The organism is Streptococcus sp. HMSC061D10 (assembly GCF_001808865.1).
Taxonomy (GTDB): Bacteria; Bacillota; Bacilli; order Lactobacillales; family Streptococcaceae; genus Streptococcus.
The window spans coordinates 5,946-28,239 of the sequence record NZ_KV795027.1; the positions used below are offsets into that span (position 1 = coordinate 5,946).

29 protein-coding genes, 1 tRNA gene and 1 other annotated feature are annotated in these 22,294 nt (G+C 36.3%); of the genes, 7 read left to right on the forward strand and 23 right to left on the reverse strand.

The annotated features are described in order from the left end of the window. The 5 genes from HMPREF2728_RS10995 to HMPREF2728_RS08715 all read right to left on the reverse strand — a co-directional run. Positions 1-909: YSIRK-type signal peptide-containing protein (locus HMPREF2728_RS10995; protein ID WP_261674125.1), on the reverse strand; the 909-nt coding region annotated here is incomplete at its 3' end. A 256-nt stretch (positions 910-1,165) separates the two neighbouring features. Continuing rightward, on the reverse strand, positions 1,166-1,459 hold the full coding sequence (gene rpmA / locus HMPREF2728_RS08700; RefSeq protein WP_000916509.1) for a 50S ribosomal protein L27: 294 nt from the start codon (positions 1,457-1,459) through the stop codon (positions 1,166-1,168). 16 nt (positions 1,460-1,475) lie between these two features. Further along, positions 1,476-1,820: a ribosomal-processing cysteine protease Prp gene (locus HMPREF2728_RS08705; protein ID WP_000613695.1), complete on the reverse strand. Its 345-nt coding sequence runs from the start codon at positions 1,818-1,820 to the stop codon at positions 1,476-1,478. 15 nt (positions 1,821-1,835) lie between these two features. Then, the gene (rplU, locus tag HMPREF2728_RS08710) at positions 1,836-2,150 is read right to left on the reverse strand and encodes a 50S ribosomal protein L21 (RefSeq protein WP_000109137.1); all 315 of its coding nucleotides are present in this window, start codon (positions 2,148-2,150) and stop codon (positions 1,836-1,838) included. A 36-nt stretch (positions 2,151-2,186) separates the two neighbouring features. Beyond that, positions 2,187-2,366 (reverse strand) — a sequence feature (ribosomal protein L21 leader region). 64 nt (positions 2,367-2,430) lie between these two features. Further along, positions 2,431-3,117, reverse strand: coding sequence for a YoaK family protein (locus HMPREF2728_RS08715; protein ID WP_045763442.1), 687 nt, complete (start codon positions 3,115-3,117; stop codon positions 2,431-2,433). A 145-nt stretch (positions 3,118-3,262) separates the two neighbouring features. On the opposite strand from HMPREF2728_RS08715, the gene HMPREF2728_RS08720 reads away from it, so the two are divergent. Beyond that, entirely contained in the window at positions 3,263-4,240 is a 978-nt protein-coding gene (locus tag HMPREF2728_RS08720) for a Gfo/Idh/MocA family protein (RefSeq protein ID WP_045763443.1), read from the forward strand. Beyond that, a complete protein-coding gene (locus HMPREF2728_RS08725) occupies positions 4,237-5,319 on the forward strand; it encodes a DEAD/DEAH box helicase (protein WP_060955825.1) in 1,083 nt (360 codons plus the stop codon). The genes HMPREF2728_RS08720 and HMPREF2728_RS08725 overlap by 4 nt, the downstream gene beginning before the upstream one ends. A gap of 111 nt (positions 5,320-5,430) precedes the next feature. Here the strand turns inward: HMPREF2728_RS08725 and HMPREF2728_RS08730 are convergent, their stop codons facing one another. Beyond that, entirely contained in the window at positions 5,431-5,808 is a 378-nt protein-coding gene (locus HMPREF2728_RS08730; RefSeq protein ID WP_148130305.1) for a YwiB family protein, read from the reverse strand. Positions 5,809-5,879: 71 nt separating this feature from the next. Here HMPREF2728_RS08730 and HMPREF2728_RS08735 point away from each other — a divergent pair, with 71 nt between their 5' ends. Together HMPREF2728_RS08735 and yidA are read left to right on the forward strand one after the other, a co-directional pair. Further along, positions 5,880-7,184, forward strand: a complete 1,305-nt coding sequence (locus tag HMPREF2728_RS08735) for an HD domain-containing protein (RefSeq protein WP_060955826.1) — start codon at positions 5,880-5,882, stop codon at positions 7,182-7,184. A gap of 12 nt (positions 7,185-7,196) precedes the next feature. Continuing rightward, positions 7,197-8,003 carry a sugar-phosphatase gene (gene yidA / locus HMPREF2728_RS08740; protein WP_060955827.1) on the forward strand — a complete coding sequence of 269 codons (807 nt, stop codon included), beginning with the start codon at positions 7,197-7,199 and terminating at the stop codon, positions 8,001-8,003. Positions 8,004-8,042: 39 nt separating this feature from the next. Here yidA and HMPREF2728_RS08745 read toward each other — a convergent pair whose 3' ends face one another. The 11 genes from HMPREF2728_RS08745 to HMPREF2728_RS08795 all read right to left on the reverse strand — a co-directional run bounded on the left by HMPREF2728_RS08745 (position 8,043) and on the right by HMPREF2728_RS08795 (position 14,595). Further along, on the reverse strand, positions 8,043-8,645 hold the full coding sequence (locus HMPREF2728_RS08745; protein ID WP_075227672.1) for an AbiV family abortive infection protein: 603 nt from the start codon (positions 8,643-8,645) through the stop codon (positions 8,043-8,045). A 347-nt stretch (positions 8,646-8,992) separates the two neighbouring features. Beyond that, positions 8,993-9,778 carry an ABC transporter permease gene (locus tag HMPREF2728_RS08750; RefSeq protein ID WP_003013947.1) on the reverse strand — a complete coding sequence of 262 codons (786 nt, stop codon included), beginning with the start codon at positions 9,776-9,778 and terminating at the stop codon, positions 8,993-8,995. Between the two features lies 1 nt (position 9,779). Further along, the gene (locus tag HMPREF2728_RS08755) at positions 9,780-10,574 is read right to left on the reverse strand and encodes an ABC transporter permease (RefSeq protein ID WP_003013825.1); all 795 of its coding nucleotides are present in this window, start codon (positions 10,572-10,574) and stop codon (positions 9,780-9,782) included. Then, on the reverse strand, positions 10,571-11,557 hold the full coding sequence (locus tag HMPREF2728_RS08760) for an ABC transporter ATP-binding protein (protein ID WP_075227673.1): 987 nt from the start codon (positions 11,555-11,557) through the stop codon (positions 10,571-10,573). The genes HMPREF2728_RS08755 and HMPREF2728_RS08760 overlap by 4 nt, the downstream gene beginning before the upstream one ends. Before the next feature lie 532 nt (positions 11,558-12,089). Further along, a complete protein-coding gene (locus tag HMPREF2728_RS08765) occupies positions 12,090-12,293 on the reverse strand; it encodes a DUF443 domain-containing protein (RefSeq protein WP_075227674.1) in 204 nt (67 codons plus the stop codon). Between the two features lie 202 nt (positions 12,294-12,495). Next, a tRNA-Arg gene (locus HMPREF2728_RS08770) sits at positions 12,496-12,567 on the reverse strand. Positions 12,568-12,609: 42 nt separating this feature from the next. Then, the gene (gene rplS / locus HMPREF2728_RS08775; protein ID WP_001068670.1) at positions 12,610-12,957 is read right to left on the reverse strand and encodes a 50S ribosomal protein L19; all 348 of its coding nucleotides are present in this window, start codon (positions 12,955-12,957) and stop codon (positions 12,610-12,612) included. Between the two features lie 118 nt (positions 12,958-13,075). Further along, positions 13,076-13,405 carry a fluoride efflux transporter CrcB gene (gene crcB / locus HMPREF2728_RS08780; protein ID WP_045763448.1) on the reverse strand — a complete coding sequence of 110 codons (330 nt, stop codon included), beginning with the start codon at positions 13,403-13,405 and terminating at the stop codon, positions 13,076-13,078. After that, the gene (crcB, locus tag HMPREF2728_RS08785; protein WP_060955841.1) at positions 13,399-13,773 is read right to left on the reverse strand and encodes a fluoride efflux transporter CrcB; all 375 of its coding nucleotides are present in this window, start codon (positions 13,771-13,773) and stop codon (positions 13,399-13,401) included. The genes crcB (HMPREF2728_RS08780) and crcB (HMPREF2728_RS08785) overlap by 7 nt, the downstream gene beginning before the upstream one ends. After that, positions 13,770-14,036 (reverse strand): chorismate mutase, encoded by a 267-nt coding sequence (locus HMPREF2728_RS08790; protein WP_075227675.1) that lies wholly within the window; start codon positions 14,034-14,036, stop codon positions 13,770-13,772. The genes crcB (HMPREF2728_RS08785) and HMPREF2728_RS08790 overlap by 4 nt, the downstream gene beginning before the upstream one ends. Positions 14,037-14,151: 115 nt before the next feature. Next, complete coding sequence (locus tag HMPREF2728_RS08795; RefSeq protein ID WP_001162134.1) at positions 14,152-14,595, reverse strand: flavodoxin; 444 nt, start codon at positions 14,593-14,595, stop codon at positions 14,152-14,154. 103 nt (positions 14,596-14,698) lie between these two features. Between HMPREF2728_RS08795 and HMPREF2728_RS08800 the strand changes: the two genes are divergently transcribed. After that, positions 14,699-15,634 carry a DHH family phosphoesterase gene (locus HMPREF2728_RS08800; protein WP_075227676.1) on the forward strand — a complete coding sequence of 312 codons (936 nt, stop codon included), beginning with the start codon at positions 14,699-14,701 and terminating at the stop codon, positions 15,632-15,634. A 96-nt stretch (positions 15,635-15,730) separates the two neighbouring features. Further along, positions 15,731-15,973, forward strand: coding sequence for a type B 50S ribosomal protein L31 (locus HMPREF2728_RS08805; protein WP_000710764.1), 243 nt, complete (start codon positions 15,731-15,733; stop codon positions 15,971-15,973). 44 nt (positions 15,974-16,017) lie between these two features. Here the strand turns inward: HMPREF2728_RS08805 and HMPREF2728_RS08810 are convergent, their stop codons facing one another. From HMPREF2728_RS08810 to HMPREF2728_RS08830, 5 genes are all read right to left on the reverse strand, one after another. Then, positions 16,018-16,338 carry a heavy metal-binding domain-containing protein gene (locus HMPREF2728_RS08810; RefSeq protein ID WP_000587311.1) on the reverse strand — a complete coding sequence of 107 codons (321 nt, stop codon included), beginning with the start codon at positions 16,336-16,338 and terminating at the stop codon, positions 16,018-16,020. A 344-nt stretch (positions 16,339-16,682) separates the two neighbouring features. Beyond that, the gene (locus HMPREF2728_RS08815; RefSeq protein ID WP_001284633.1) at positions 16,683-16,958 is read right to left on the reverse strand and encodes an HU family DNA-binding protein; all 276 of its coding nucleotides are present in this window, start codon (positions 16,956-16,958) and stop codon (positions 16,683-16,685) included. 106 nt (positions 16,959-17,064) lie between these two features. After that, positions 17,065-17,901, reverse strand: coding sequence for a DegV family protein (locus tag HMPREF2728_RS08820; RefSeq protein ID WP_049528190.1), 837 nt, complete (start codon positions 17,899-17,901; stop codon positions 17,065-17,067). A 181-nt stretch (positions 17,902-18,082) separates the two neighbouring features. Beyond that, positions 18,083-19,312, reverse strand: coding sequence for a tetratricopeptide repeat protein (locus HMPREF2728_RS08825; protein ID WP_049528187.1), 1,230 nt, complete (start codon positions 19,310-19,312; stop codon positions 18,083-18,085). Continuing rightward, positions 19,302-20,465, reverse strand: coding sequence for an AI-2E family transporter (locus HMPREF2728_RS08830; RefSeq protein ID WP_049528185.1), 1,164 nt, complete (start codon positions 20,463-20,465; stop codon positions 19,302-19,304). The genes HMPREF2728_RS08825 and HMPREF2728_RS08830 overlap by 11 nt, the downstream gene beginning before the upstream one ends. Positions 20,466-20,674: 209 nt before the next feature. Here HMPREF2728_RS08830 and HMPREF2728_RS08835 point away from each other — a divergent pair, with 209 nt between their 5' ends. Further along, positions 20,675-21,682, forward strand: coding sequence for a lactonase family protein (locus HMPREF2728_RS08835; protein WP_049528181.1), 1,008 nt, complete (start codon positions 20,675-20,677; stop codon positions 21,680-21,682). Between the two features lie 189 nt (positions 21,683-21,871). Here HMPREF2728_RS08835 and HMPREF2728_RS08840 read toward each other — a convergent pair whose 3' ends face one another. After that, positions 21,872-22,291, reverse strand: a complete 420-nt coding sequence (locus tag HMPREF2728_RS08840; RefSeq protein ID WP_049503620.1) for a F0F1 ATP synthase subunit epsilon — start codon at positions 22,289-22,291, stop codon at positions 21,872-21,874. Between the last annotated feature and the right edge of the window lie 3 nt (positions 22,292-22,294).

Sequence of the window (22,294 nt, forward strand, 5' to 3'; positions counted from 1 at the left end):
TGCTTCTGGTAACTCTGGCTGGATCGCTGGCTCCCCCTTGTCGGTTACCAGAGTTCCAGCTTGTACATCCTTATGTTTGGCTAATTGTTCTTGAGAATCTGAAGATTGTTTCTCTTTTTTTGTTGGATTGGTTAATTCTGTAGAAAGAGGTTTTTCAACTACTTGAACTTCTGTCGGCTTAGTTGAAGAAACAGGTGTTTGTTCCTGAATAGCTTGTACTGTTGATGGATTCTCTACAAAATTCGGTGTAACATTATAATCCACCTTTTGTTGTTTTGTAGGAGTGGCTGCTGATTTTTCTTGATTATTTACTATAGACTCAGAAGTTATGTTTTCCTCTTTGATATATCCGATATATGTGTAACCAGAAATGTCTTTAGGAAGAGGTAATTTTTCTCCTGAGGTTAATTCATAGTCAGTATTGTAATTTAGCAAAAGATTATTTTCTAAAGCATGAGCTGAAACTAAGACACCATTTCCTATCCCTGCAACCAATACTAAATGTAATACTGTTTTATTCTTAACTTTTTTCTTAGAAACGGCAAAAATTAAAATCCCCAGAGCCGCTAAGCTAGCACCAGCAACTAGGGTTTGCATATCATTCTTACTTCCAGTATTTGGTAAGTCTCCCAGTTGATTTTGGGAATTTAATTTATAAACAAGATAATAAGTCTCATCATCATTCTCCATGTATGTCGGAATGTCATAGACAAGATGCTTCTTTTCTTCTGATGATAGCTCTGACTCTGTCACATATTTATAGTGAACACCTTTAGTCTCTTGAGCCTCTACAGATGAGCTAGCTAATACAGACATAAAAAATAAACTTGAAATCGTTGCAGATACAAGTCCTACTGATAATTTTCTAAATGAAAAACGCTGCTGTTTTTCACCAAAATACTTTTCCATTATTCCTCCTTGAAATAAAATTTTAAAAATATGCAAGCTAAACTTTATTATATTAGCTTGTTATCTTATAAAAAGGTAACACACTTTGATTATACTCTTAATTTACCAAAAAGTCTTAAAATTGAGATGCGCTTTCATACTTTGTTTTATATATAAAATACGAATGAACAGGGTTTTAATTTCTTATATTCTTTTTGGATAAAAAAATAGGCTCTCCGAAAACTCGGAAAGCCTTATTTAATGCTACTTAGAGCGATTATTTTGCGATTGGGTAAACAGAAACTTGTTTTTTATCGCGACCTTTACGTTCAAAGCGTACTACGCCTTCAACTTTAGCGAACAAAGTATCGTCTCCACCACGTCCAACGTTTACACCTGGATAGATGTGTGTACCACGTTGACGGTAAAGGATTGATCCACCTGTTACAGTTTGTCCGTCAGCTGCTTTAGCTCCAAGACGTTTTGCTTGTGAATCGCGTCCGTTTGATGTAGAACCTCCACCTTTTTTGTGGGCGAAAAGTTGCAAGTTGTTAAGAGTCATTTTTAACATAATGTTTTCCTCCGTGTTAGTTTTCTGTGATAACTCTGGTTTGGACGAACTCAGAAGAGTCCTCCGATAAGGTTGCCATACCTAAGAAAAATGATTCAAAAAATAACTGCGTCATTTCTCTCTGGTGTGAAGGAAGGTCTCTAGGAATTTCAACCATCAGATAGCCACCTTCATCTTCGTTTAATTCTAAGATTGGTTCATAGCCTGCAAATTTCTCAATCGAATTGATAAAGTTAATGGCAAGCGTAGAAACCGATGCACACACGACATCAAAGCCGTATTCGCCACTCTCGGCGTGTCCAGTAATTTCCGCACTCCTCAGCTCGCCATCTTCGGCTCTCTCAAAGACTGCTTGTATCATGTGTTCTCCTTAAAATTAAGCGTTGATTGCGTTGATGACAACTTTTGTATATGGTTGACGGTGACCTTGTTTACGGTGGCTACCTTTTTTAGGTTTGTACTTGTAAGTAACAACTTTCTTTTGTTTTCCTTGTTTTTCAACAGTTCCAACTACAGTAGCTCCAGCAACAAGTGGAGTTCCGACAACAGTGTTTTCACCACCAACAAGAACAACTTCGTTAAAAGTAACTTCTTGACCAGCTTCAACGTTCAATTTTTCAACGTAGATTGCTTGACCAACTTCAACTTTAACTTGTTTTCCGCCAGTTTTGATAATTGCGTATGTGCTCATTATGCACCTCCTATGATTTTTTGGGGTTTCCCCATATTTTTTGTGAAGACTCGCCTAGCATCGTGGGACGAACCACTTAAAAGAAGAGCTCTAAGTATAACAAAGAATAAACTAGGAATTGAGCCGAAGACATAACTTATGTTAGGCAAGGCGATAATGACGAAGTTTAAATTTGTTATACGACGAGCAACGATGTTCGTGCGGTTGCACAGGATCGTGCATAGTCAACTCTTCAAGTATAGCATGATTCCTAGTTCTTGACAAGTATTTATCATCGAATTTAAACTTTTTCTCTTATTTTTTTCCTCCAAGATGCAAAAAGCATACTTAAATAAAAAATACTCATCATGATTGGAATCCCTAAAATTGTTTTTTCTTCATAAAAAATACTCAGATAAGCTGATACAACAACCCCAAGTACAAAACTCGACAGCAAGCTAACAAAGATGAGACCTTCTCTTAAAAAAGGTGTATGTTTTGTGCGAACATATTCACCAAATGCTAACATGGTTCGTTTGATATTTCCAGTCATAAAAGCATTGTTGTATGCAATTCCTGAAACTTCACCGAATGCTGTTGTAACCAGACCCATACAAAATGCTAACGGTGGTACTATGTATATATTATCAACCGTCAAGGGAACAAATCCTATAATCAAAGATAAAATTGCTAGTGGAACAAGGGATAAAATTGGTTTTCTTACAATCCTCAACTTTTCTTTATAGACTGTCAAGAGGAAGACACCCACCATGAAGGAAATCAAGGTCATTACCTTGGCGCTGGCATCTGAAACATTGTCCTGAATGAGACCAACGGAAAGGAAAACGACATTCCCCGTTTGGCCTGCAACTAGAGTATTCCCACGTATGATAAAGGTATAGGCATCTACATAACCCGCACAAAAAGTCAAAAAAAGCGCCAATCTTTTTGAATGACGAGAAATTTTTCTCATAGGTAATAATCTCATACTACACTCCTATTTTTTCTGAATCTATTGTACCATTTTTTGAGGAAAATTCGAAGTGTCAAATAAAAGAATTGTCTCCCTTTGGCTAGTTTAGTCTATCTGTGATATAATGAAAGCAGTCATTACTTGTAGAAAAGGAGATTTCATGCTTAAACTTGGTATTATCGGCACTGGTGCAATCAGTCACCACTTTATAGAAGCTGCTCATGCTAGTCAGGAATTCCAGTTAGTGGCTGTTTATTCAAGAAAGCTCACGACTGCTCAGCAATTTGCTAGTTCCTATTCAGATGTTAGTCTATTTGATAATTTAGAGGATTTCTTCCAATCTGAATTTGATGTTATCTATATCGCAAGTCCAAATTCTCTGCACTTTACTCAAGCCAAGGCCGCTTTATCTGCTGGCAAACATGTTATCCTTGAAAAACCAGCGGTGACTCAACCCCAAGAATGGCAGGATTTAGTTGAAATAGCTCAGGAGAATCACCGTTTCATCTTTGAAGCAGCAAGAAACTATCATGAGGAAGCCTTCACCGTTATTAAAAACTTTTTAGCAGATAAGCAAGTTTTAGGTGCAGATTTTAACTATGCCAAGTATTCTTCTAAGATGTCTGACCTTCTTTCTGGAAACACTCCGAATGTATTTTCAGACCGTTTTGCTGGTGGGGCTCTCATGGACTTGGGAATTTATCCGATCTATGCTGCGGTTCGCTTGTTTGGAAAGGCACTTAATGCGACCTATCAAACTCAGCAACTTGACAACACCATTGATTTAAATGGAGATGGTATCTTATCTTATCCCGGTTATCAAGTCCATATCAAGGCTGGTAAAAACATTACTTCTAATCTGCCTTGTGAAATATATACAACAGATGGAACCTTGACACTCAACACTATTGAACATGTTCGATCAGCTATTTTTACAGATCATCAAGGTAATGAAACATATCTACCTATTCAGCAGGCACCTCATACCATGACTGAGGAGGTCGCTGCTTTTGCTAACATGATCAAGCAGCCAAACCTAGAACTTTACCAAGCTTGGTTAGAGGATGCGTCACACGTCCATAACCTAATATACACTATGCGCCAGACTGCTGGCATTAGATTTGAGGCAGAAAAATGAAAACCAAACTACCTACAGAATGGCTAGAGCTAACCGAAAAACTCGGCTTTCAAGAATTCACACCCATTCAAACTCAGCTTTTTGATCCAATTTTAGACGGTCAAACCCTTCTTGGAGTTAGTCCAACTGGTACAGGTAAGACTTTAGCTTATCTCCTACCAAGTCTTCTTCGTCTCCAAAAGAAAAAAGCGCAGCAACTATTGATTTTAGCACCAAATACTGAACTGGCTGGTCAGATTTTTGAGGTAACTAAAACTTGGGGTGAAGCTATCGGCTTGACTGCTCAGCTCTTCCTGTCAGGTTCGAGTCAGAAACGTCAAATCGAACGACTGAAAAAAGGCCCAGAAATTCTGATTGGAACTCCTGGGCGTATCTTTGAACTGATCAAATTGAAAAAAATCAAGATGATGAATGTGGAGACTATTATACTTGATGAGTTTGACCAGTTGCTAGATGATTCTCAAATCCACTTTGTAGAAAAGATTACCCACTACGCACCTCGTGACCATCAACTTATTTACATGAGTGCCACTACCAAATTTGACCAAGATAAGATTGCACCTAACACTCGCACCATCGACCTCTCTGATCAAAAGTTGGACAACATTCAACACTTCTACATGCAAGTAGACCAACGTCATCGAGTAGATATGCTTAGAAAACTGGCACATGTCGAGGATTTCCGTGGCCTAGTCTTCTTTAATAGTTTATCAGACCTCGGAAGCGCTGAGGAAAAATTGCAGTATCGCGATGTTTTAGCTGTTTCACTAGCTAGCGATGTCAACGTTAAATTCAGAAAAGTTATTCTAGAAAAATTCAAAGACAAGCAACTAACACTGCTTCTTGCAACAGACCTTCTAGCTCGTGGTATCGACATTGATAGCTTGGAATGCGTGGTTAACTTTGACGTTCCTAGAGATATGGAAACCTACACTCACCGCGCTGGCCGTACTGGACGTATGGGCAAAGAGGGTTATGTAATCACGCTTGTAACACATCCCGAAGACATCAAAAAGCTGAAGAAATTTGCAAGTGTACGTGAAATTGTCTTGAAAAATCAAGAACTGTATATCAAATAGAGGCTGGGACAAAAATCCCAACCTCATTTTTTATTAGCAAAAAACTTTGACCTGCTAGTTGATTTGGAACTTCGAAATCGAAACTTTGACTTCCGATTTCTCCTCCACTTTTTACCCCCAGGTAATTTCTAAGCGATAGTTCGCAAATGGAGTTCCTTCTTTGTTTTGTAGTTGATAGGCTAGTTCAATCTTTTGCTGATCAACTTGATAATGGCTTGTTTGGATGATAAACTCCTGTATCCCCATTGGTGTAGGAACATAGGCTAAACTATCAGCTTCCTTCAGAAAACGCATGATGGTCTTAGGGTTGGAAAATCGAGACATCACCAACTCTGTATCATTAAACTTGAGTACCACTTTTTCCTTCTCTTCATTGTAAAAAAGGAGATAGGAAAAATCACCTTTCTCACGTAACTCAACGTCATAAAGTTGGTCGATCACTTCCAATTGTTCATCAAATTGGATGGTATTTCTCATTCGAATCTTCACTTCAAGTCCTCTTTCTACACTCTTATCCTACTATTTTACCAAAAACTGTAGCTTTTTGCTATAATGGTTTTATGAATGAAAAAGTATTTCGTGACCCTGTTCACAATTATATCCATGTTGATAATCAGATTATCTATGACTTAATCAATACCAAAGAATTTCAACGGCTTCGTCGAATCAAGCAGTTGGGTACATCCAGTTATACCTTTCATGGTGGAGAGCATAGTCGCTTTTCTCACTGTCTAGGTGTTTACGAGATTGCACGCCGTATCACAGAGATTTTTGAGGAAAAGTATCCTAAAGAATGGGATCCTTCCGAGTCCCTCTTAACCATGACTGCAGCCCTACTTCATGACCTAGGACATGGTGCCTACTCGCATACCTTTGAAAATCTCTTTGATACAGACCATGAAGCCATTACTCAAGAGATTATCCAAAGCCCTGAGACAGAGATTCACCAAGTCCTACTACAAGTCGCGCCAGACTTTCCAGAAAAAGTTGCCAGTGTCATCGACCACACCTATTCTAACAAGCAGGTCGTGCAACTCATTTCTAGTCAGATTGATGCAGACCGCATGGACTATCTCTTGCGTGACTCCTATTTTACTGGAGCATCCTATGGAGAATTTGACCTGACTCGAATCCTCCGAGTCATTCGCCCTGTCGAAAATGGTATCGCCTTTCAGCGCAATGGCATGCACGCCATCGAAGACTACGTCCTCAGTCGCTACCAGATGTACATGCAGGTTTATTTCCACCCAGCAACACGGGCCATGGAAGTTCTCCTAAAAAATCTTCTCAAACGCGCTAAGGAACTCTATCCTGAAGACAAGGACTTCTTTGCACGAACTTCTCCACATCTCCTGCCTTTCTTTGAAAAAAATGTGACCTTGTCTGATTATCTGGCTCTGGATGATGGTGTGATGAATACCTACTTCCAGATCTGGATGACCAGTCCTGACAAGATTCTCGCAGACTTGTCGCAACGCTTTGTCAATCGCAAGGTTTTTAAATCTATCACCTTTTCACAAGAAGATCAAGAACAGCTTGCATCTATGAGAAAACTTGTAGAAGATATCGGCTTTGATCCTGACTATTACACAGCTATTCATAAGAACTTTGACCTTCCTTATGATATCTATCGCCCTGAATCAGAAAACCCACGGACACAGATTGAGATTATCCAAAAAAATGGAGAACTAGCAGAACTCTCTAGCCTGTCTCCTATCGTCCAATCCCTTGCTGGCAGTCGCCACGGAGATAATCGTTTCTATTTTCCAAAAGAAATGTTAGACCAAAACAGCATCTTTGCAAGCATCACCCAGCAATTTTTACACTTAATTGAGAACGATCATTTTACACCAAATAAAAACTAAAAGAGGAACTATATGAGTATTAAACTAATCGCTGTCGATATCGACGGAACCCTTGTCAACAGCAAAAAGGAAATCACTCCTGAAGTATTTGCCGCTATTCAAGATGCCAAAAAAGCTGGTGTCAAAGTTATGATTGCAACTGGACGTCCTATCGCTGGCGTTGCCAAACTTCTAGATGACTTGAAATTAAGAGATGAAGGTGACTATGTAGTGACCTTCAACGGTGCCCTTGTCCAAGAAACAGCTACAGGGCATGAGATTATCAGCGAATCCTTGACTTTTGAGGATTATCTAGATATGGAATTCCTCAGCCGCAAACTTGGCGTCCATATGCACGCTATTACCAAGGACGGCATCTATACTGCCAATCGCAATATCGGAAAATATACCGTTCACGAATCAACCCTCGTCAGCATGCCGATTTTTTACCGTACACCTGAAGAAATGGCTGACAAGGAAATCGTCAAATGTATGTTTATCGATGAGCCTGAAATTCTGGATGCCGCTATTGAAAAGATTCCTGCAGAATTTTATGAGCGCTACTCCATCAACAAATCTGCTCCTTTCTACCTTGAGCTCCTTAAAAAGAATGTAGACAAAGGCTCAGCTATCACTCACCTAGCTGAGAAACTTGGACTAAGCAAGGATGAAACCATGGCTATCGGAGACGAAGAAAATGACCGTGCTATGCTCGAAGTCGTAGGTAACCCGGTTGTTATGGAAAACGGAAACCCAGAACTCAAAAAAATTGCCAAATACATCACTAAATCTAATGACGAATCAGGCGTTGCTCATGCCATTCGAACTTGGGTGTTGTAGAAAAAATAGACAAAAACCGCTCTGCTGAGCGGTTTTTGTCTATTTCATTTTAGAATTAGCAATAATTTCAAAAAACAAATCAGTTTTCTTTGATAACTCGATTGAGTAATTTGTCCATCCCACCAGATTATCATCAAATGATTCTATCGCAAATAAAAGTAGATTTCTTGCAAATTCTTGAGTAATTAAATCTTTTGGTGTCACAATACTGTTATTTTTTCTATCACAATAAATTACTTTTTCTCTTAAATCTTTCAATTCCCCAGAATAAATAAATTTAAAAATTTTTTCCAAATTTTCATTAGAAATTGCATTTTTAATCCTTTCGCCCATACAAATAGTGTAGCTCGCTCCAACAATTTGTTTAGACTTATGATCTCTTAATTTATCTTTTCTCACATAGGAATCTGAACCTTTAATAAATATTCCCATTTGAATTTTTCCAACCTCTTCTAGCACACTAATAGCTAAAAAAGAGGAGGAGGTATATGAATTATTTATATATAAAACATATGAATCCGAAATCAACTGAACAACATGATCTAAGCATTTATTCAATTCTTCATTTGAAGAAATATAAAAATTGCTAGTTCCGTTTAAGATAGATTCTATCTTATCAAAAGAAAAATCTTTATCGACCATTAGTACTCCAAATTTTATAATTCATGATAATTTGCCAAAGTAATTCTAGGGGTTGCTTATCAAACCTATGTCAACACTTTATATAATTCTTGTAATTTAGGGGTGAATTTGGGACGAAACACCTCAAACACCCAGCAAAATCAATAGTTTCTATGCCCCCTGCAGGAATCGAAAAACAGGACTCAAACCCTTGATTTAAAGGCTTTTCTAACTTACTTGGTCAATTTTTGGTCAAAAATTTCGCTTACTTTTTTTCAAACTCACTCCGGCAATTCCACCTTCAAGCTCATATCCGAAAGTACAGCGAATCACTTCCTTTAGTCAAACATATAACTGAACAACATTGTTTATCTTCCTGCACTTTCATATTTTTTCAATCCTTTTCTAAAAATTGTACGACTGATAATAATCAAAAAAACTGTAAAAACTATTTGATAGAAAAATAGGTTCAATGTATCTTTCCCTAAAAATATTAATACTGCAGGATTGGCAATTAATAAATTGGGAACAAATAACATAGTGATCAATCTGTTAATACCTGTAAAAATATTATATGGATACTTAGAAATTCCAATATAATTCAAAAATACATCTACTTTTGAAAATTTAGTTGGGAACCAAAATGAACTAATCGTTATTAGAAACCAAATTGAATAATATATAATACAACCACACATTAAAGAAAGGATATAAAATAATATTTTTAATGAATTTAAATGTACATTTAAATTTCCATAACTTATAAAAATGATCGCAAGACCAAAAAAAGTATTCACGAATTGAACTAAATTAAATGATCTAAAAATATAGAACAACTGAGTATCAAACGGCCTCAATAAAATTTGATCCAAGTTACCACTCAAAATATCTGATTCTAAAATTCCCATACTTCTAATTAACAATCCCATCATAACTCCATCTACAATAGTGTAGGAACCTACCAAAAATAAAATTTGATAATAGTCCCAACCATTAAAAGAGTCTATGTTTAAGAAAATCAATCTAAAAAATACAATAGGTAAACCAATCCACAGTATCGACGAAAATAGACCACAAAAGAAGTCAAAATGAAAATTCATATCAGATTTAAAACCAAAATGAAGTAGCCTAAAAATTACTTTTATTCTAAACATTTTATCCTCCCACATTTGAGAAGTGCTCCACTCCTTTTCTCAATATGAATCTTGATATAATATAAAAAATGATGCACCAAATCAATTGAATACAAATAATTCTCAAATAGTCTATTAATTTATATGTATCATTACTAAACATCTGAAGCGGTTCATATACTAAGTATTTAAAAGGTAATACATCTAAAAACAGACGAAAATTATTTGAAAAAAAACTTAAAGGCAATAATATTCCTGATAAAAACTGAATTACTATTTCTTTAACAGTAAGGACAAAAAATATATTTTCTAACCAAAAAGAAAGCATACCTACACAACATGATATTAAAAACCATAGAACCATAGATAGAATAATTGCAATACTTCCTAAAATAAGAATTTCAATGGTTAATAACTCATTCTTGTAATAAACACTGGAGAATAAAATGACAGGAATGATGATAAATAATAAATGAGCAAGCCTATCTCCAAGCATTTTACAAAAATAATACTTATAAAAAGTAACAGGTTTTATTAATATGCTAAAAAAATTTCCTGAATGAACATCGTCATTGATTTCCCAATCAACTGGATAAAAAACAAAATATGAAAAAATTATAGTCCCCAAATAGTATTGAACCATTGAGGTAAAATCATATCCTGCTATATTTATCTGGTTACTCTGATATATATACGTCCATAAAAATACTGATATCATAATTTGTATACTTGCCTGTAACATTAACAATAGTACACTTGATTTATAGTTCAAAATAGATCGAAATGATATCAGAATAATAGACATTTCTTTTTTCAATTGTGCTCCTTTTTTGTAAAATAGTTTTGTAAAATAATTTCTTCTAAAGAAAGATTTGATATTTCAAAATCTTCTATATCTACAAGCTTATTGATTGATTCTAATGTCTCAAAGACAAAATCTCTAGGTATTTTTAGTATACATTCCGATTTTGTTTGAGAAATGACTACTACTCCTTTAACAGAGCATAACTCTGGTACCAAATCTAATGTCATTTTTATCTTTAAATATTTAAAATCAGAAAATTTAGATAAAATAACATCCATTGACTCCTGCAAAATAATTTTTCCTTTGTCAATGACGATTAATTCGTCACAAACAGACGAAATATCATCCATATCATGACTCGTTAAAATAATAGTAGTATGACATTCTTCATTCATTTTCTTTAAAAATGTTCTGATATCTTTTTTAGATTGTATATCTAACCCTATAGTAGGCTCGTCTAAAAATAATATTTCCGGACTTGTTAAAGATGCCGCGATAAACTCCATTTTCATTTTTTGTCCAAGAGAGAGGGTCCGGACCTGCTGGTAAAGCTGATCTTTTACATTCAACAAATTGCTTAATTCCTGAATTTGTTCTTGTAAAATCGCCGGTTCTACCTCATATAAAGTACCAATCAATTGAAAATAATCCATAGCCGAAACATCTTGAAATAACTGTAATTTATTTCCTACTACTATTGAAATTTTTTTTCTAAAATTTATACTTCTTTTAAATGGAATTTCTCCATTCACTTCTAATTTTCCGGAACTAGGATAAAGAGTCCCAGTCAACATTTTAATCGTTGTGGATTTACCAGCTCCATTACTCCCAATAAAGCCAACTATACTCCCTCTCTTAATCGTAAAACTAATATCTTGAACAGCTCGAATCGTTATTTGATTACGTTTCAAAAATCTCTTGATAAATGGGAGTCTTGAATCAAAATTATAAAAATTTTTAGATAAATTCTGAGCATTAATAACTATTTCACTCATATATCTCTCCTTTCGATAAAATATATTTACTTGTACTTTTTCCATACTTTACCAAAATGCTAAAGATTGAGCTAAAATCTTCGGGATGGGTAAAATAATAGATGTTAAATATATGTCTTCGTGTACTTCTGTTATTAAATCAATAATCCTCTGACTACTCTTAGAAGATATCAAAAATTCCGACCACAACGTTTCTTATTGATTTTATAACGGTTATAGTAATCATACATTTAAAGATTCAAATTCCATAATCCATTCCTTGCTATTCATAAATTACCTCCATTTTTTATAGTCAGTCTAATATCTACAATTTTATATATAATATTATTGTATCATTATTTTATATATTCGTATATAAATAAGACAATATTCCTCATAACTAATTTACATTAAACAGAGATAAATCAGTCAAAAATTAATTATTTAACTAACATAGCGAGCATAAATAACTTATACCTATAAAGACTTACTCCTATGATCTACTTAACCTCATAATCATCAAAATCAAAACAAATATTTAGTCAAATTTTGGTCACACTTTGGTCAAAAATTCCAAAAATACTAAGTTATCATTAGATGGAGATAACTCAACCATTTCAGCAGAAACCTCTTTAGGAAGTAAACCGAAAAAATAGGACTTACCTTTTATAGTAGTAGAATCTAAGATATATTTTTTATTTTTAAACTCAACGATTCTAAAAACTGCTATATTCGAATATTTAAATTTTAATTCCACATTTACCACCCAAACTAAATCTATTCAGCGCAAAAAGTATCGAAAACATTAGCGTTTCACTAACAAGCCAAAATAAGCCTTTTTTCATTTCTTTCTCCTAAACATTCTATGTCCATTATACCACACCATGGATATCTTATGAATCGTTCAAAATTTGGTCAAAGAAAAAACACTGGTTATCCAGTGTTTTTGTGGCTAGTTTCGCTCCCTGCAGGGATCGAACCTGCAACTACTCCTTAGGAGGGAGTTGTTATATCCATTGAACTAAGGGAGCTAGAGAAAAACTCTGCCTAATGAGCAGAGTTTTTTGGTCGAATTAACGACGGATTTCTTTGATACGAGCTGCTTTACCTTGAAGAGCACGCAAGTAGTACAATTTCGCACGACGTACTTTACCGTAACGAACAACTTCGATCTTTTCAACACGTGGAGTGTGGATTGGGAAGATACGTTCAACACCTACACCGTTAGAGATTTTACGAACTGTGTAGTTTTCTGAGATACCAGCACCTTTACGTGCAATAACAACACCTTCAAAGATCTGAACACGTTCACGGTTACCTTCGACAACTTTCGCGTGTACACGAACAGTGTCACCAGGACGGAATGATGGGATATCAGTACGAAGTTGACCTTCAGTCAAGCTTTGGATTAATGGATTCATTTTATTCTCCTATCTTTGTCAATCTTGAGGAAGCTTCCTCAGCGGATAAACTGTATTTTTGTGCGTCCATTACACACAAGATACAGTTTACCAAATTTCTTAGAAAAAGTAAAGAAATTTACAGTAAAATTCCTAAAAAAATTGCTACTAAACCACCTAAGTAGGTTAAGAGAAAATATCTGTAAAAGATCTTCTTATCAGTTAAGAGTTTTTGGAGTTCATCATTCAAGGTTGAAAAAGTGGTTAGACCTCCACAGAAGCCTGTAGCAAGGATAGCATAGAGCTCTTTATCTTCTACATAATTGTAAAATAAACCAATTAAAAAACAACCTAAAAGATTTGCTAGAAGTGTTCCTAATGGTAAAACTCTCTCTTGATTGAGGGTAGAAAGGAAATAACGAACAAGCGCTCCAACGCCACAAGCAAGTGCTAAATACATGATTACCATTTCTTCCTCCCTAAACAATAAGCCAATAAAAGCCCTCCACCAATGCTCAGAACTAGATAGATTATCAGGCTTGGATAAGAACCTGTATCCAGCAATTTTACGGCATCTAACATGAGGCTAGAAAAAGTCGTCAAACCGCCACAAAAGCCAGTACCAAGTGCTAAAATCAGACCCTTACTGCTCCCCTTATAAACCAAATAACCTTTGACAAGATAGACTAAACAGAAAATTCCTAGATAGTTGACGACTAGTGTCCCCCATGGAAAAGCTGGACTAGTTGGCAACCATTTGGAAATCAAATAACGGACAAGGCCTCCTAGCATGGCAGCTAGAAAGATTCCAAGTGGGTAAAATTGTTCTTTTTTCATTTGATGTTTTTATCCTGATAATCGCGCGAACGTTTGAGAATGTCTGAAAAAGTCGCGACAATTGTCTCTTCGTATTTTTTATTGCTGACACGACTTCTGACTTTTTCAAAGATAGCTTCTTCTCTTTTAGTGTCCAAAATCGGTTTTCCTGAAACCTTTTTATAAGCAACTACGCCTTCCACAAGATGCATTCTTTCTTCCAAGAGCTTCACGATTTGATCATCAATTTGATCGATTTCTTGTCTAATAATATCTAAATCCATAGAGTCTCCTTTTTAATTTGAATCAATTTATAAAAAGCTTCTAAATGGGCTAGTTCATTCCTAGGGACAACTAACAAAAACTGCACTGACAACTTTCATCAGTGCAACTTCATGCTTATCCTACTTTAGCAGCCAATTCTTCTGCAAATTGTTCCAAGCGTTCGATATCTTCTTCTTCTGCAGAGAGATCCACTTTGACGCACTCTGATCCCTTTTCAGCTCCTGTTGCTACAAATACACGATCAAAGTCATCAACAGCCTTACAGAACTCATCGTAGAAAGTATCTCCTGATCCTACCACACCGTAGATTTTGCCACTCAAGTTAAGATCTGCTAGGTCTTCGTAGAAGTCCATCATCTCATCTGGTAACTCTCCATCACCGTATGTGTAGGTTGCAACGATTGCGATATCTGCTTCAAGAAAGTCAGATGCGTCAACAGTTGTACACTCATCAACATCCACCTCTAAGCCCAACTCACGCAATTTATCTGCTACAATATCTGCAATCTCTTCGGTATTACCGGTCATACTGGCAAATACAATTTTTGCTAATGCCATATCGTCCTCCTCCATTTATCTTTCTCCATTATATCACATCTTTTTCATTTTAAAAATAAAAACTCTTGTGCTACAATGAAATAAGAAAGAATTGAGGTCACTTATGGAAATTTGCCATCAAATTTTAGAAAAAATTAAAGCATACGATACCATCATCATTCACCGTCACATGAAACCAGATCCTGATGCCTTAGGAAGTCAGGTTGGACTCAAAGCACTTCTGGAACACCATTTCCCAGAAAAAAAAATCAAGGTAGTCGGTTATGATGAACCGACCCTAACATGGCTTACAAAGATGGATCAGGTAGAAGACAAAGATTATCAAGGGGCGCTTGCTATCATTTGTGATACAGCAAATACTGCTCGTATCGATGATAAACGTTATATCAATGCTGAAACCATTATTAAAATTGACCACCATCCAAATGATGAAGTATACGGAGATCTTGTTTGGGTAGATACCAACTCGAGCAGTGCCAGTGAGATGATTGCTCTCTTTGCTGAAGCAACTAATCTTGAATTATCTGACTATGCAGCTAAAATGCTATGCGCTGGAATTATTGGCGATACCGGCCGTTTCCTTTATCCGTCTACTTCTGCTCGTACCCTTCGAATTGCTAGTAAACTAAGAGAACATAACTTTAACTATGCTGAATTAGCACGTAAAATGGACACCATGAGCTTTAAAATTGCTAAACTTCAAGGTTATGTCTATGATCACTTAGAAGTTGATGAAAACGGTGTTGCGCGTGTCATTCTGACTCAAGAAATTCTAAAAACATATCAAGTAACAGACGCAGAAACAGCAGCCATTGTTGGTGCTCCAGGTCGTATTGATACTGTTAACCTTTGGGGAATATTTGTGGAACAAGCAGATGGCCACTATCGCGTTCGACTTCGCAGTAAATTCGTTCCAATCAATAGTGTTGCAAAAGAACATGATGGTGGAGGTCACCCACTTGCAAGTGGTGCTAACTCCTATAGCCTAGAGGAAAATGAAGTTATCTACCAAAAATTAAAAAACTTACTGAAAAAATAGATAAAAAGCTTGCCAAACTTAGCATAATCTGTTAGACTAGTATGGTAACAATCTATGGCTCGCAAAGAGACCATGGCAGAAAGGAAATATTGCAAAATGAAAAAAGATATCCATCCAGAATATCGCCCAGTTGTCTTCATGGACACAACTACTGGTTACCAATTCCTTAGCGGTTCAACAAAACGCTCTAACGAAACTGTTGAGTTCGAAGGCGAAACTTACCCATTGATCCGTGTGGAAATTTCATCAGACTCACACCCATTCTACACTGGACGTCAAAAGTTCACTCAAGCAGATGGACGCGTGGATCGTTTCAACAAAAAATACGGTCTCAAATAATCATAAAAAGAACAGCTCTAGCTGTTCTTTTTTGTTTCTTCAAATCAAGAGTCAACGACTACTGCTGTTCCACTACAAGTGACCATCAGCATACCATTTTCAGCACCTAAAGTTTCATAGTCCATTTTTATACCTATAATAGCATTTGCTCCACGTTCACTTGCACGCTCCATCATTTCTGCTATAGCTTCTTCTCTTGCTTGAGTCAATTCACCTTCATAACTACTAGCTCGACCTCCAAAAACATTACGGAAGCCAGCAGCCATATCTTTGAACATATTAACTCCAGCAACTACTTCACCAAAGACAATTCCTTTGTAGGCTAGGATTTTTTTCCCTTCAATTCCCGTAGTTGAAATAATCATCTTCCTTTCCTCCTTACTTCTTTTATATAATTGTAAACCCTTTCACTAACTCTGTCAAGAAATACTATAAGGGGGCTCAATACTTGAAAGGAAAATCTTCTCACCATCCTTGTTTGCTATCCATTTAGTGCCAATTGTATGGATGGTGGCCTAAATCTTTTCTTTGCAAGCCTAACTTGAGATAGCTTTCTCAGCTTCATCAATCTTACCAATGGGTATAGCTTGGAATTCATAACTGGTATAAAAGAAACTGTTCTCTCCTGCCCCCTTTTTGCCCCAAAACTACAAAAAAAGCCTACCGACCAAGCTAGAAAGCTTGATACAATAGGCTTTTTCTAAATTCATTATTTAACAGCGTCTTTAAGAGCTTTACCAGCTTTGAATGCTGGAACTTTTGAAGCTGCGATAGTGATTTCTTTACCAGTTTGTGGGTTGCGACCTTTACGTGCTGCACGCTCACGAACTTCGAAATTACCAAAACCAATCAATTGAACTTTTTCACCAGCTGCAAGGTAATCAGCTACTGCTGCAAATACAGCATCAACTGCTGCTGCTGAGTCTTTCTTTGTCAATTCTGTAGCTTCTGCTACTTTAGCGATCAAATCTTGTTTGTTTGCCATGTTAATAATTCCTCCAAATATTTTCTAATTAACAATTACAATCATATCCTAAATTCTCTTGTAGGTCAAGTCAAAAACGCTATTTCTTGCTATTTTCTTTATTTTTTTAGGACTCATATCTGACTAAAATAGCCCAAGCATTTTCACCTGTATGTGTCTGAATAATCGAACCTGTTTCAAGTACAGAGATTGGTTTTTCTACGAATGGTTGTAGGATTTCTTTCATCTCTTCTGCCCAGTCCCTAGTTCCAGAATAGGAAATACCAATCTCAGAAACAGAACGCTCTGACAGTTTTGAAACTAGTTCATCCAACCATTTCTTAAAGGTTTTTGCTCCACGTCCTTTCACGATTGGTTGTAATTCGTCATCCTTCATCTGCATGACAACTCGGATATTTAATAGAGAGCTTAAAAGACCTGTCACTCGGCCAATACGACCACCTTTAACAAGGTTTTCTAAGGTAGAAACACCGATGTAGAGCTCTGTATTTTTCTTGACTTCTTCAACATGAGCCACAATTGTTTCTATGTTTTGTCCTTCTTGAGCTAACTTAGCTGCTTCAACCACTTGAAATTTTAGGGCTTGATCTGTAAAAGAACTATCCAATACGGTCACATTAGCCGTTGACAAACTTGCACCCTGACGAGCTGCTTCGACAGTTCCTGATAAGGCATGAGACATATGAATGGCTAAAATTTGACTACCGTCTTTACTTAACTCATCAAAAATCTCAGCAAAGAGTCCAACTGGAGGTTGACTTGTTTTAGGCAGATTTTTACTCTCTTTCATCAAGCGAAGAAATTCCCCTTCTTCAAGATCAGCATCCGAATAAAGAACACTATCAATCATTACAGAGAGCGGAACGACGGTAATATTTAATTCTTTGACCACTTCTGGTTCAATGGTAACAGAAGAATCTGTTACGATTTTTACTTGTGTCATAATTCAAATCTTTCTATTTTCACTTTTTGAGTGAGTTTTTTCAATTTAACTATAACAATTATATCAAAAAAATGCTAAAAATTCATACTGTATCTATTCATTTTTATGATGGAATTTATAGATTTTTAAATCTTTCATTTTATAAAAATAGTCGCCTGCTAAGACGACTATTTTGGTATCATCATAAACGTTCATACAAATCTTGCATCTGTATGTCATCAGGAACCAACTTGAGATAGTGTTGGATCTGTTCTTTTGCTTCTTCAAACCTTCCAAGTTCGCGTAATAGATGAATGTATTGCTCTAAAAACTCAGGATTTTCCTTGAGTTCTGAAACCAATGCCTGATAAGATTCATAGGCAACATCCAAATCTTCAGTTTCTTGGTAACTCCGTGCAATCATCCACTTAGTCAAGAGATTTTCTGGCTCATATACTTCTAAGGCTAGAATATCCTCATATCGTTCTTGCTCCTGATACATGGTTGCTAGTCGCAAGAGGATTTCTTCTTGGTCTTCCGCATCTTCTTGAGCTTGAAGAAGATAAGTTTCCGCCTGCTCAGGTTGATGCAATTCGTAAGATAATTGTGAAGCAAGGAGTAGTAAACGTGTTTCGAATGGATTTTTTTCCAAACCTTGTTGAGCTATCAGTAAGGCTTGCTCAGTCTGGTGTTCCTTATGTAGAGCCTGACTATAACCATACTCATACCCTTCAAAATCTGGAGAAATAGTATCCAGTTGTTTAAAATATAAAACTGCCTTTTGATATTCCTCTTGATCAAAATAAAGACTTGCTAATTCAAATGCAGTCTGATCTTCATACTCTAACTCTAAAGCTTTTTCTAAAAACTCTATGGCTGATTCAAACTTTCCAAGTCGAGCATAGGCAGTTCCAATTCGTTGATAGGTCGAAATCCCTGTCTGCTCATATATTTCACGATTATCCAGTTGAGCATAGCCCTTAATCGCTTCTAAATCATTTCCAAGTTCACTATCTAACTCTGCTAGCCCAAAAATCAATAAAAGATCATCAGAATAATTAAGAGCTTCTAATAGCTTGTCGCGAGCTACATCCGTCAATCCTTCCATTTGATAGAAATCAGCCTTTAAAACAAGAGCAGATACATAAGAATCGCTATTGGGTTGAATTTCTTCCAGATAGGCAAATGCTTCTTCAATTTGTCCGTCTTCACTTGCGATACTAGCTAGATTGAGATTTACTTCTGGAAATAATGGAGCTATTTTTTCATAGATTTGACGAGCTTGTGGATAAAAACCAATACCCTCTAGATAATAAGCCAGTTCCAGAAGAAGATCATCAGAGTCTTCTAGCAATGCTTTTTGAAAATAGTGATCAGCTCTTGTTAAATCTTGCTGATCCAAAGCTTCAAGCATTTCTTGACTATTGCTCACCTTCAACCTCCTCTTCTAACTCATACAGACCACTAACTTTTTTATACCATTCAAAAATAGCTGAAATAACAACTTTGGCTGAAGCATAAACAGGAATTCCCAATAGGACTCCCCAAACACCAAACATAGAACCAGACGTCAACAAAACGAATAGAATAGTGATTGGATGGATGTTTAGCTGACTACCTAAAATCAATGGAGACACAAAACGACCTTCAATTGTCTGCTCTACGATAAAAACGATAATAACTTTCAAGAGCATAACTGGTCCAGCAATTAACCCTAAGACCAGAGCTGGTATCATAGCAAGGAAACTTCCAAGATAAGGGATAAGATTTAAGACCCCAGCAGTAATACCAAGAGTCACCGCATATCTCAAACCAATAATTTTAAAGAAGATGATAAACATAATTGCCACGATAATAGCAACAGTAATTTGTCCTCTAACATAGTTAGAAAGTTGTTGGTTCACATCCGTTAGAACCTTACCTACTGGTTCTCTCAATTTATTTGGTAAGAATTGAGTGATATGATCTCTCAAACCTTTCCCATCTCTAAGGAGATAAAAGAGCATAAACGGCATGATAATTAGAGCGACAATGACTTGAGACGTTCCACTGATAAGAGCACTCACCCAGTTCACAGCCTTAGAAGATATATTACTTGCCCAAGCAGTTGCTTGTGTTGAAAACTGAGCCAGAACCTGTTCCAGTTGAGGTCTAAAGTCATCTGGCAAACGCTTAGTTACAAGATCATCAATAACTCTATCAGCATCTTCGAGATAATTTGGTACATTTTGCGCAAAAATAACTACTTGACGTTGAAGATTTGGAATCGCGACAGCCAGACCAATAATCAGAAGTACAGCAATAATGACAAAGATAATACTAATGGCTAAGACACGATTTATCTTGTACTTCTCCATCAAATCCACCAGTGGGTTTAAGAGATAAAAAAGCAATCCTGATAAAATAACAGGTAACATGACCACTGATAAAAAATCAACGACAGGGATAAATAAAAAACTAATCTTACTTAAAATAAAAATATTGAGACCTAGTAACAAGGCTACCAAAAATACAGTAACAGCCTTATTATCTAAAAACCATTTAAAAAACCAAGATAAATTAAAATGTTTCTCTTTTTGTTCCATATCTACTTCCTTTCCTTTGTCTTTTCATTATACCATTTTTACAGAGAATAAACTGTTTTTAAAGTGTTGAGGTGACGATTGAAAACTCTAAAAATCCATCTTGCATTTTACTAATTTTATACTTAGAAGTTTCATTCTTTTCCCTACCATTATCTTCAGTTATCCCAATTTATGATATAATAGAAACATCTTTATTTAGAGGTATAGATATGATTGAAACAATTTATTTCGGAACCTACACTCGTCGCTTATCCCAAGGGATTTATCAAGCTGATTTTGATACAGAGACTGGGCAATTATCAAATCTTAAACTATTTACTACTGAACCAAGTCCTACCTATCTTGCATTTGATCAAGAAAATCACCTCTACACTGTCGGTAGCAAAGACGGACAAGGGGGAATTGCTGCCTATCAAACTGATGGTACTTTGCTTAACCATGTTGTAACAGAAGGTGCCCCTCACTGTTATGTTGCTGTCGATGAAAAACGTGGTCTAGTATACGGTGCTAACTATCATAAGGGACAAGTTCTGGTCTATAAACGAAAAAAAGATGGTAGTCTTGAATTGGCTGATACAGTTCAACATAGAGGTCATGGTCCTCATGAAAATCAAACTACTCCACATGTACACTTTACAGATTTAACACCAGATCAGTATTTAGTGACTTGCGACTTGGGTACTGATGAGGTTACTACTTATGATGTCAATCCAGAAGGAAAACTAAATAAGCTAGCTACTTACAACTGCAGCCCTGGTGCTGGTGCACGTCACCTTGTTTTTCATAACCACTACAAAATTGCTTATCTCATCTGTGAACTCAATAGTACAATTGAAGTTTTGATTTATGATGGTGTTGGTGCATTTGAAAAAATGCAAGTTATTTCTACACTCCCTGAAGGATTTAATGACTTTAATGGAACTGCTGCAATTCGTCTCTCAGAAGATGGAAAATATCTTTACGCATCAAACCGTGGTCACGATTCTATTGTAGTCTACACAATTCTAGCTGATGGCAGTTTAGAATTGTTGGAATTCGTTCCTACAAACGGAAAAACTCCTCGAGATTTTATTCTCTCACCAGACCAAGAATTTCTCATCGCTGTTCATCAGGATTCTGATAATGCAACAGTATTTAAACGCAATCCAGAAACTGGTCGTCTTGCAGAACTTTCCAATGACTTTCACGTTCCTGAAGCGGTTTGCGTCACTTTTTAAACATAGAAAAATGGCGGTGAGACAGAAATCGATAGACAAAGTCTAGATTTTGTAGTCCCAACCCCGCGAGGATGATTAGGAGCTTTTTGGAATCTAAAAGACGAACAAAAAGTTCATTCAGCTACCGCGTCAAAGTTTGATTGCTAATAAAAAGTGAGGTCGGGATCTTTTTGTCCCAACCTCATTTTTTTATAGTTTATTTCCGACATTGATTCGGTTAATAGCACGTTGTAATGCAATCTTAGCACGACGCTCTTGGTCAATCAAGTGTTTGTCTTGTGCTTCTTCAATTTCACGTTCGGCACGAAGTTTGGCACGTTCTGCACGGCTAATATCGATATCACGAGCACGCTCAGCTGAGTCTGCAATGATAGTAATCACATCATTTGCAATCTCGATGATTCCTCCATTTACTGCTATCCAGTTGACATGAGAATCATCATCAATACGTTTGACTTTAACTTCATCAACTGCTAATACCGCAATCATATTTTGATGTCGTGGCAAGATCCCCATCTCACCATCCAGAGTTCGAACTGATACAAAGCTGGCATGGTGATCATAGACGAGGCCATCTGGTGTCACGATCTGGACAGTTAACTGAGCCATAGA

What these genes read in the sequence shown, in the direction of transcription:
- rpmA (WP_000916509.1), bottom strand. Translation starts at nt 1,459, where the DNA reads ATGTTAAAAATGACTCTTAACAACTTGCAACTTTTCGCCCACAAAAAA.
- HMPREF2728_RS08705 (WP_000613695.1), bottom strand. Translation starts at nt 1,820, where the DNA reads ATGATACAAGCAGTCTTTGAGAGAGCCGAAGATGGCGAGCTGAGGAGT.
- rplU (WP_000109137.1), bottom strand. Translation starts at nt 2,150, where the DNA reads ATGAGCACATACGCAATTATCAAAACTGGCGGAAAACAAGTTAAAGTT.
- HMPREF2728_RS08715 (WP_045763442.1), bottom strand. Translation starts at nt 3,117, where the DNA reads ATGAGATTATTACCTATGAGAAAAATTTCTCGTCATTCAAAAAGATTG.
- HMPREF2728_RS08720 (WP_045763443.1), top strand. Translation starts at nt 3,263, where the DNA reads ATGCTTAAACTTGGTATTATCGGCACTGGTGCAATCAGTCACCACTTT.
- HMPREF2728_RS08725 (WP_060955825.1), top strand. Translation starts at nt 4,237, where the DNA reads ATGAAAACCAAACTACCTACAGAATGGCTAGAGCTAACCGAAAAACTC.
- HMPREF2728_RS08735 (WP_060955826.1), top strand. Translation starts at nt 5,880, where the DNA reads ATGAATGAAAAAGTATTTCGTGACCCTGTTCACAATTATATCCATGTT.
- yidA (WP_060955827.1), top strand. Translation starts at nt 7,197, where the DNA reads ATGAGTATTAAACTAATCGCTGTCGATATCGACGGAACCCTTGTCAAC.
- HMPREF2728_RS08745 (WP_075227672.1), bottom strand. Translation starts at nt 8,645, where the DNA reads ATGGTCGATAAAGATTTTTCTTTTGATAAGATAGAATCTATCTTAAAC.
- HMPREF2728_RS08750 (WP_003013947.1), bottom strand. Translation starts at nt 9,778, where the DNA reads ATGTTTAGAATAAAAGTAATTTTTAGGCTACTTCATTTTGGTTTTAAA.
- HMPREF2728_RS08760 (WP_075227673.1), bottom strand. Translation starts at nt 11,557, where the DNA reads ATGAGTGAAATAGTTATTAATGCTCAGAATTTATCTAAAAATTTTTAT.
- rplS (WP_001068670.1), bottom strand. Translation starts at nt 12,957, where the DNA reads ATGAATCCATTAATCCAAAGCTTGACTGAAGGTCAACTTCGTACTGAT.
- crcB (WP_045763448.1), bottom strand. Translation starts at nt 13,405, where the DNA reads ATGGTAATCATGTATTTAGCACTTGCTTGTGGCGTTGGAGCGCTTGTT.
- crcB (WP_060955841.1), bottom strand. Translation starts at nt 13,773, where the DNA reads ATGAAAAAAGAACAATTTTACCCACTTGGAATCTTTCTAGCTGCCATG.
- HMPREF2728_RS08790 (WP_075227675.1), bottom strand. Translation starts at nt 14,036, where the DNA reads ATGGATTTAGATATTATTAGACAAGAAATCGATCAAATTGATGATCAA.
- HMPREF2728_RS08795 (WP_001162134.1), bottom strand. Translation starts at nt 14,595, where the DNA reads ATGGCATTAGCAAAAATTGTATTTGCCAGTATGACCGGTAATACCGAA.
- HMPREF2728_RS08800 (WP_075227676.1), top strand. Translation starts at nt 14,699, where the DNA reads ATGGAAATTTGCCATCAAATTTTAGAAAAAATTAAAGCATACGATACC.
- HMPREF2728_RS08805 (WP_000710764.1), top strand. Translation starts at nt 15,731, where the DNA reads ATGAAAAAAGATATCCATCCAGAATATCGCCCAGTTGTCTTCATGGAC.
- HMPREF2728_RS08810 (WP_000587311.1), bottom strand. Translation starts at nt 16,338, where the DNA reads ATGATTATTTCAACTACGGGAATTGAAGGGAAAAAAATCCTAGCCTAC.
- HMPREF2728_RS08815 (WP_001284633.1), bottom strand. Translation starts at nt 16,958, where the DNA reads ATGGCAAACAAACAAGATTTGATCGCTAAAGTAGCAGAAGCTACAGAA.
- HMPREF2728_RS08820 (WP_049528190.1), bottom strand. Translation starts at nt 17,901, where the DNA reads ATGACACAAGTAAAAATCGTAACAGATTCTTCTGTTACCATTGAACCA.
- HMPREF2728_RS08830 (WP_049528185.1), bottom strand. Translation starts at nt 20,465, where the DNA reads ATGGAACAAAAAGAGAAACATTTTAATTTATCTTGGTTTTTTAAATGG.
- HMPREF2728_RS08835 (WP_049528181.1), top strand. Translation starts at nt 20,675, where the DNA reads ATGATTGAAACAATTTATTTCGGAACCTACACTCGTCGCTTATCCCAA.
- HMPREF2728_RS08840 (WP_049503620.1), bottom strand. Translation starts at nt 22,291, where the DNA reads ATGGCTCAGTTAACTGTCCAGATCGTGACACCAGATGGCCTCGTCTAT.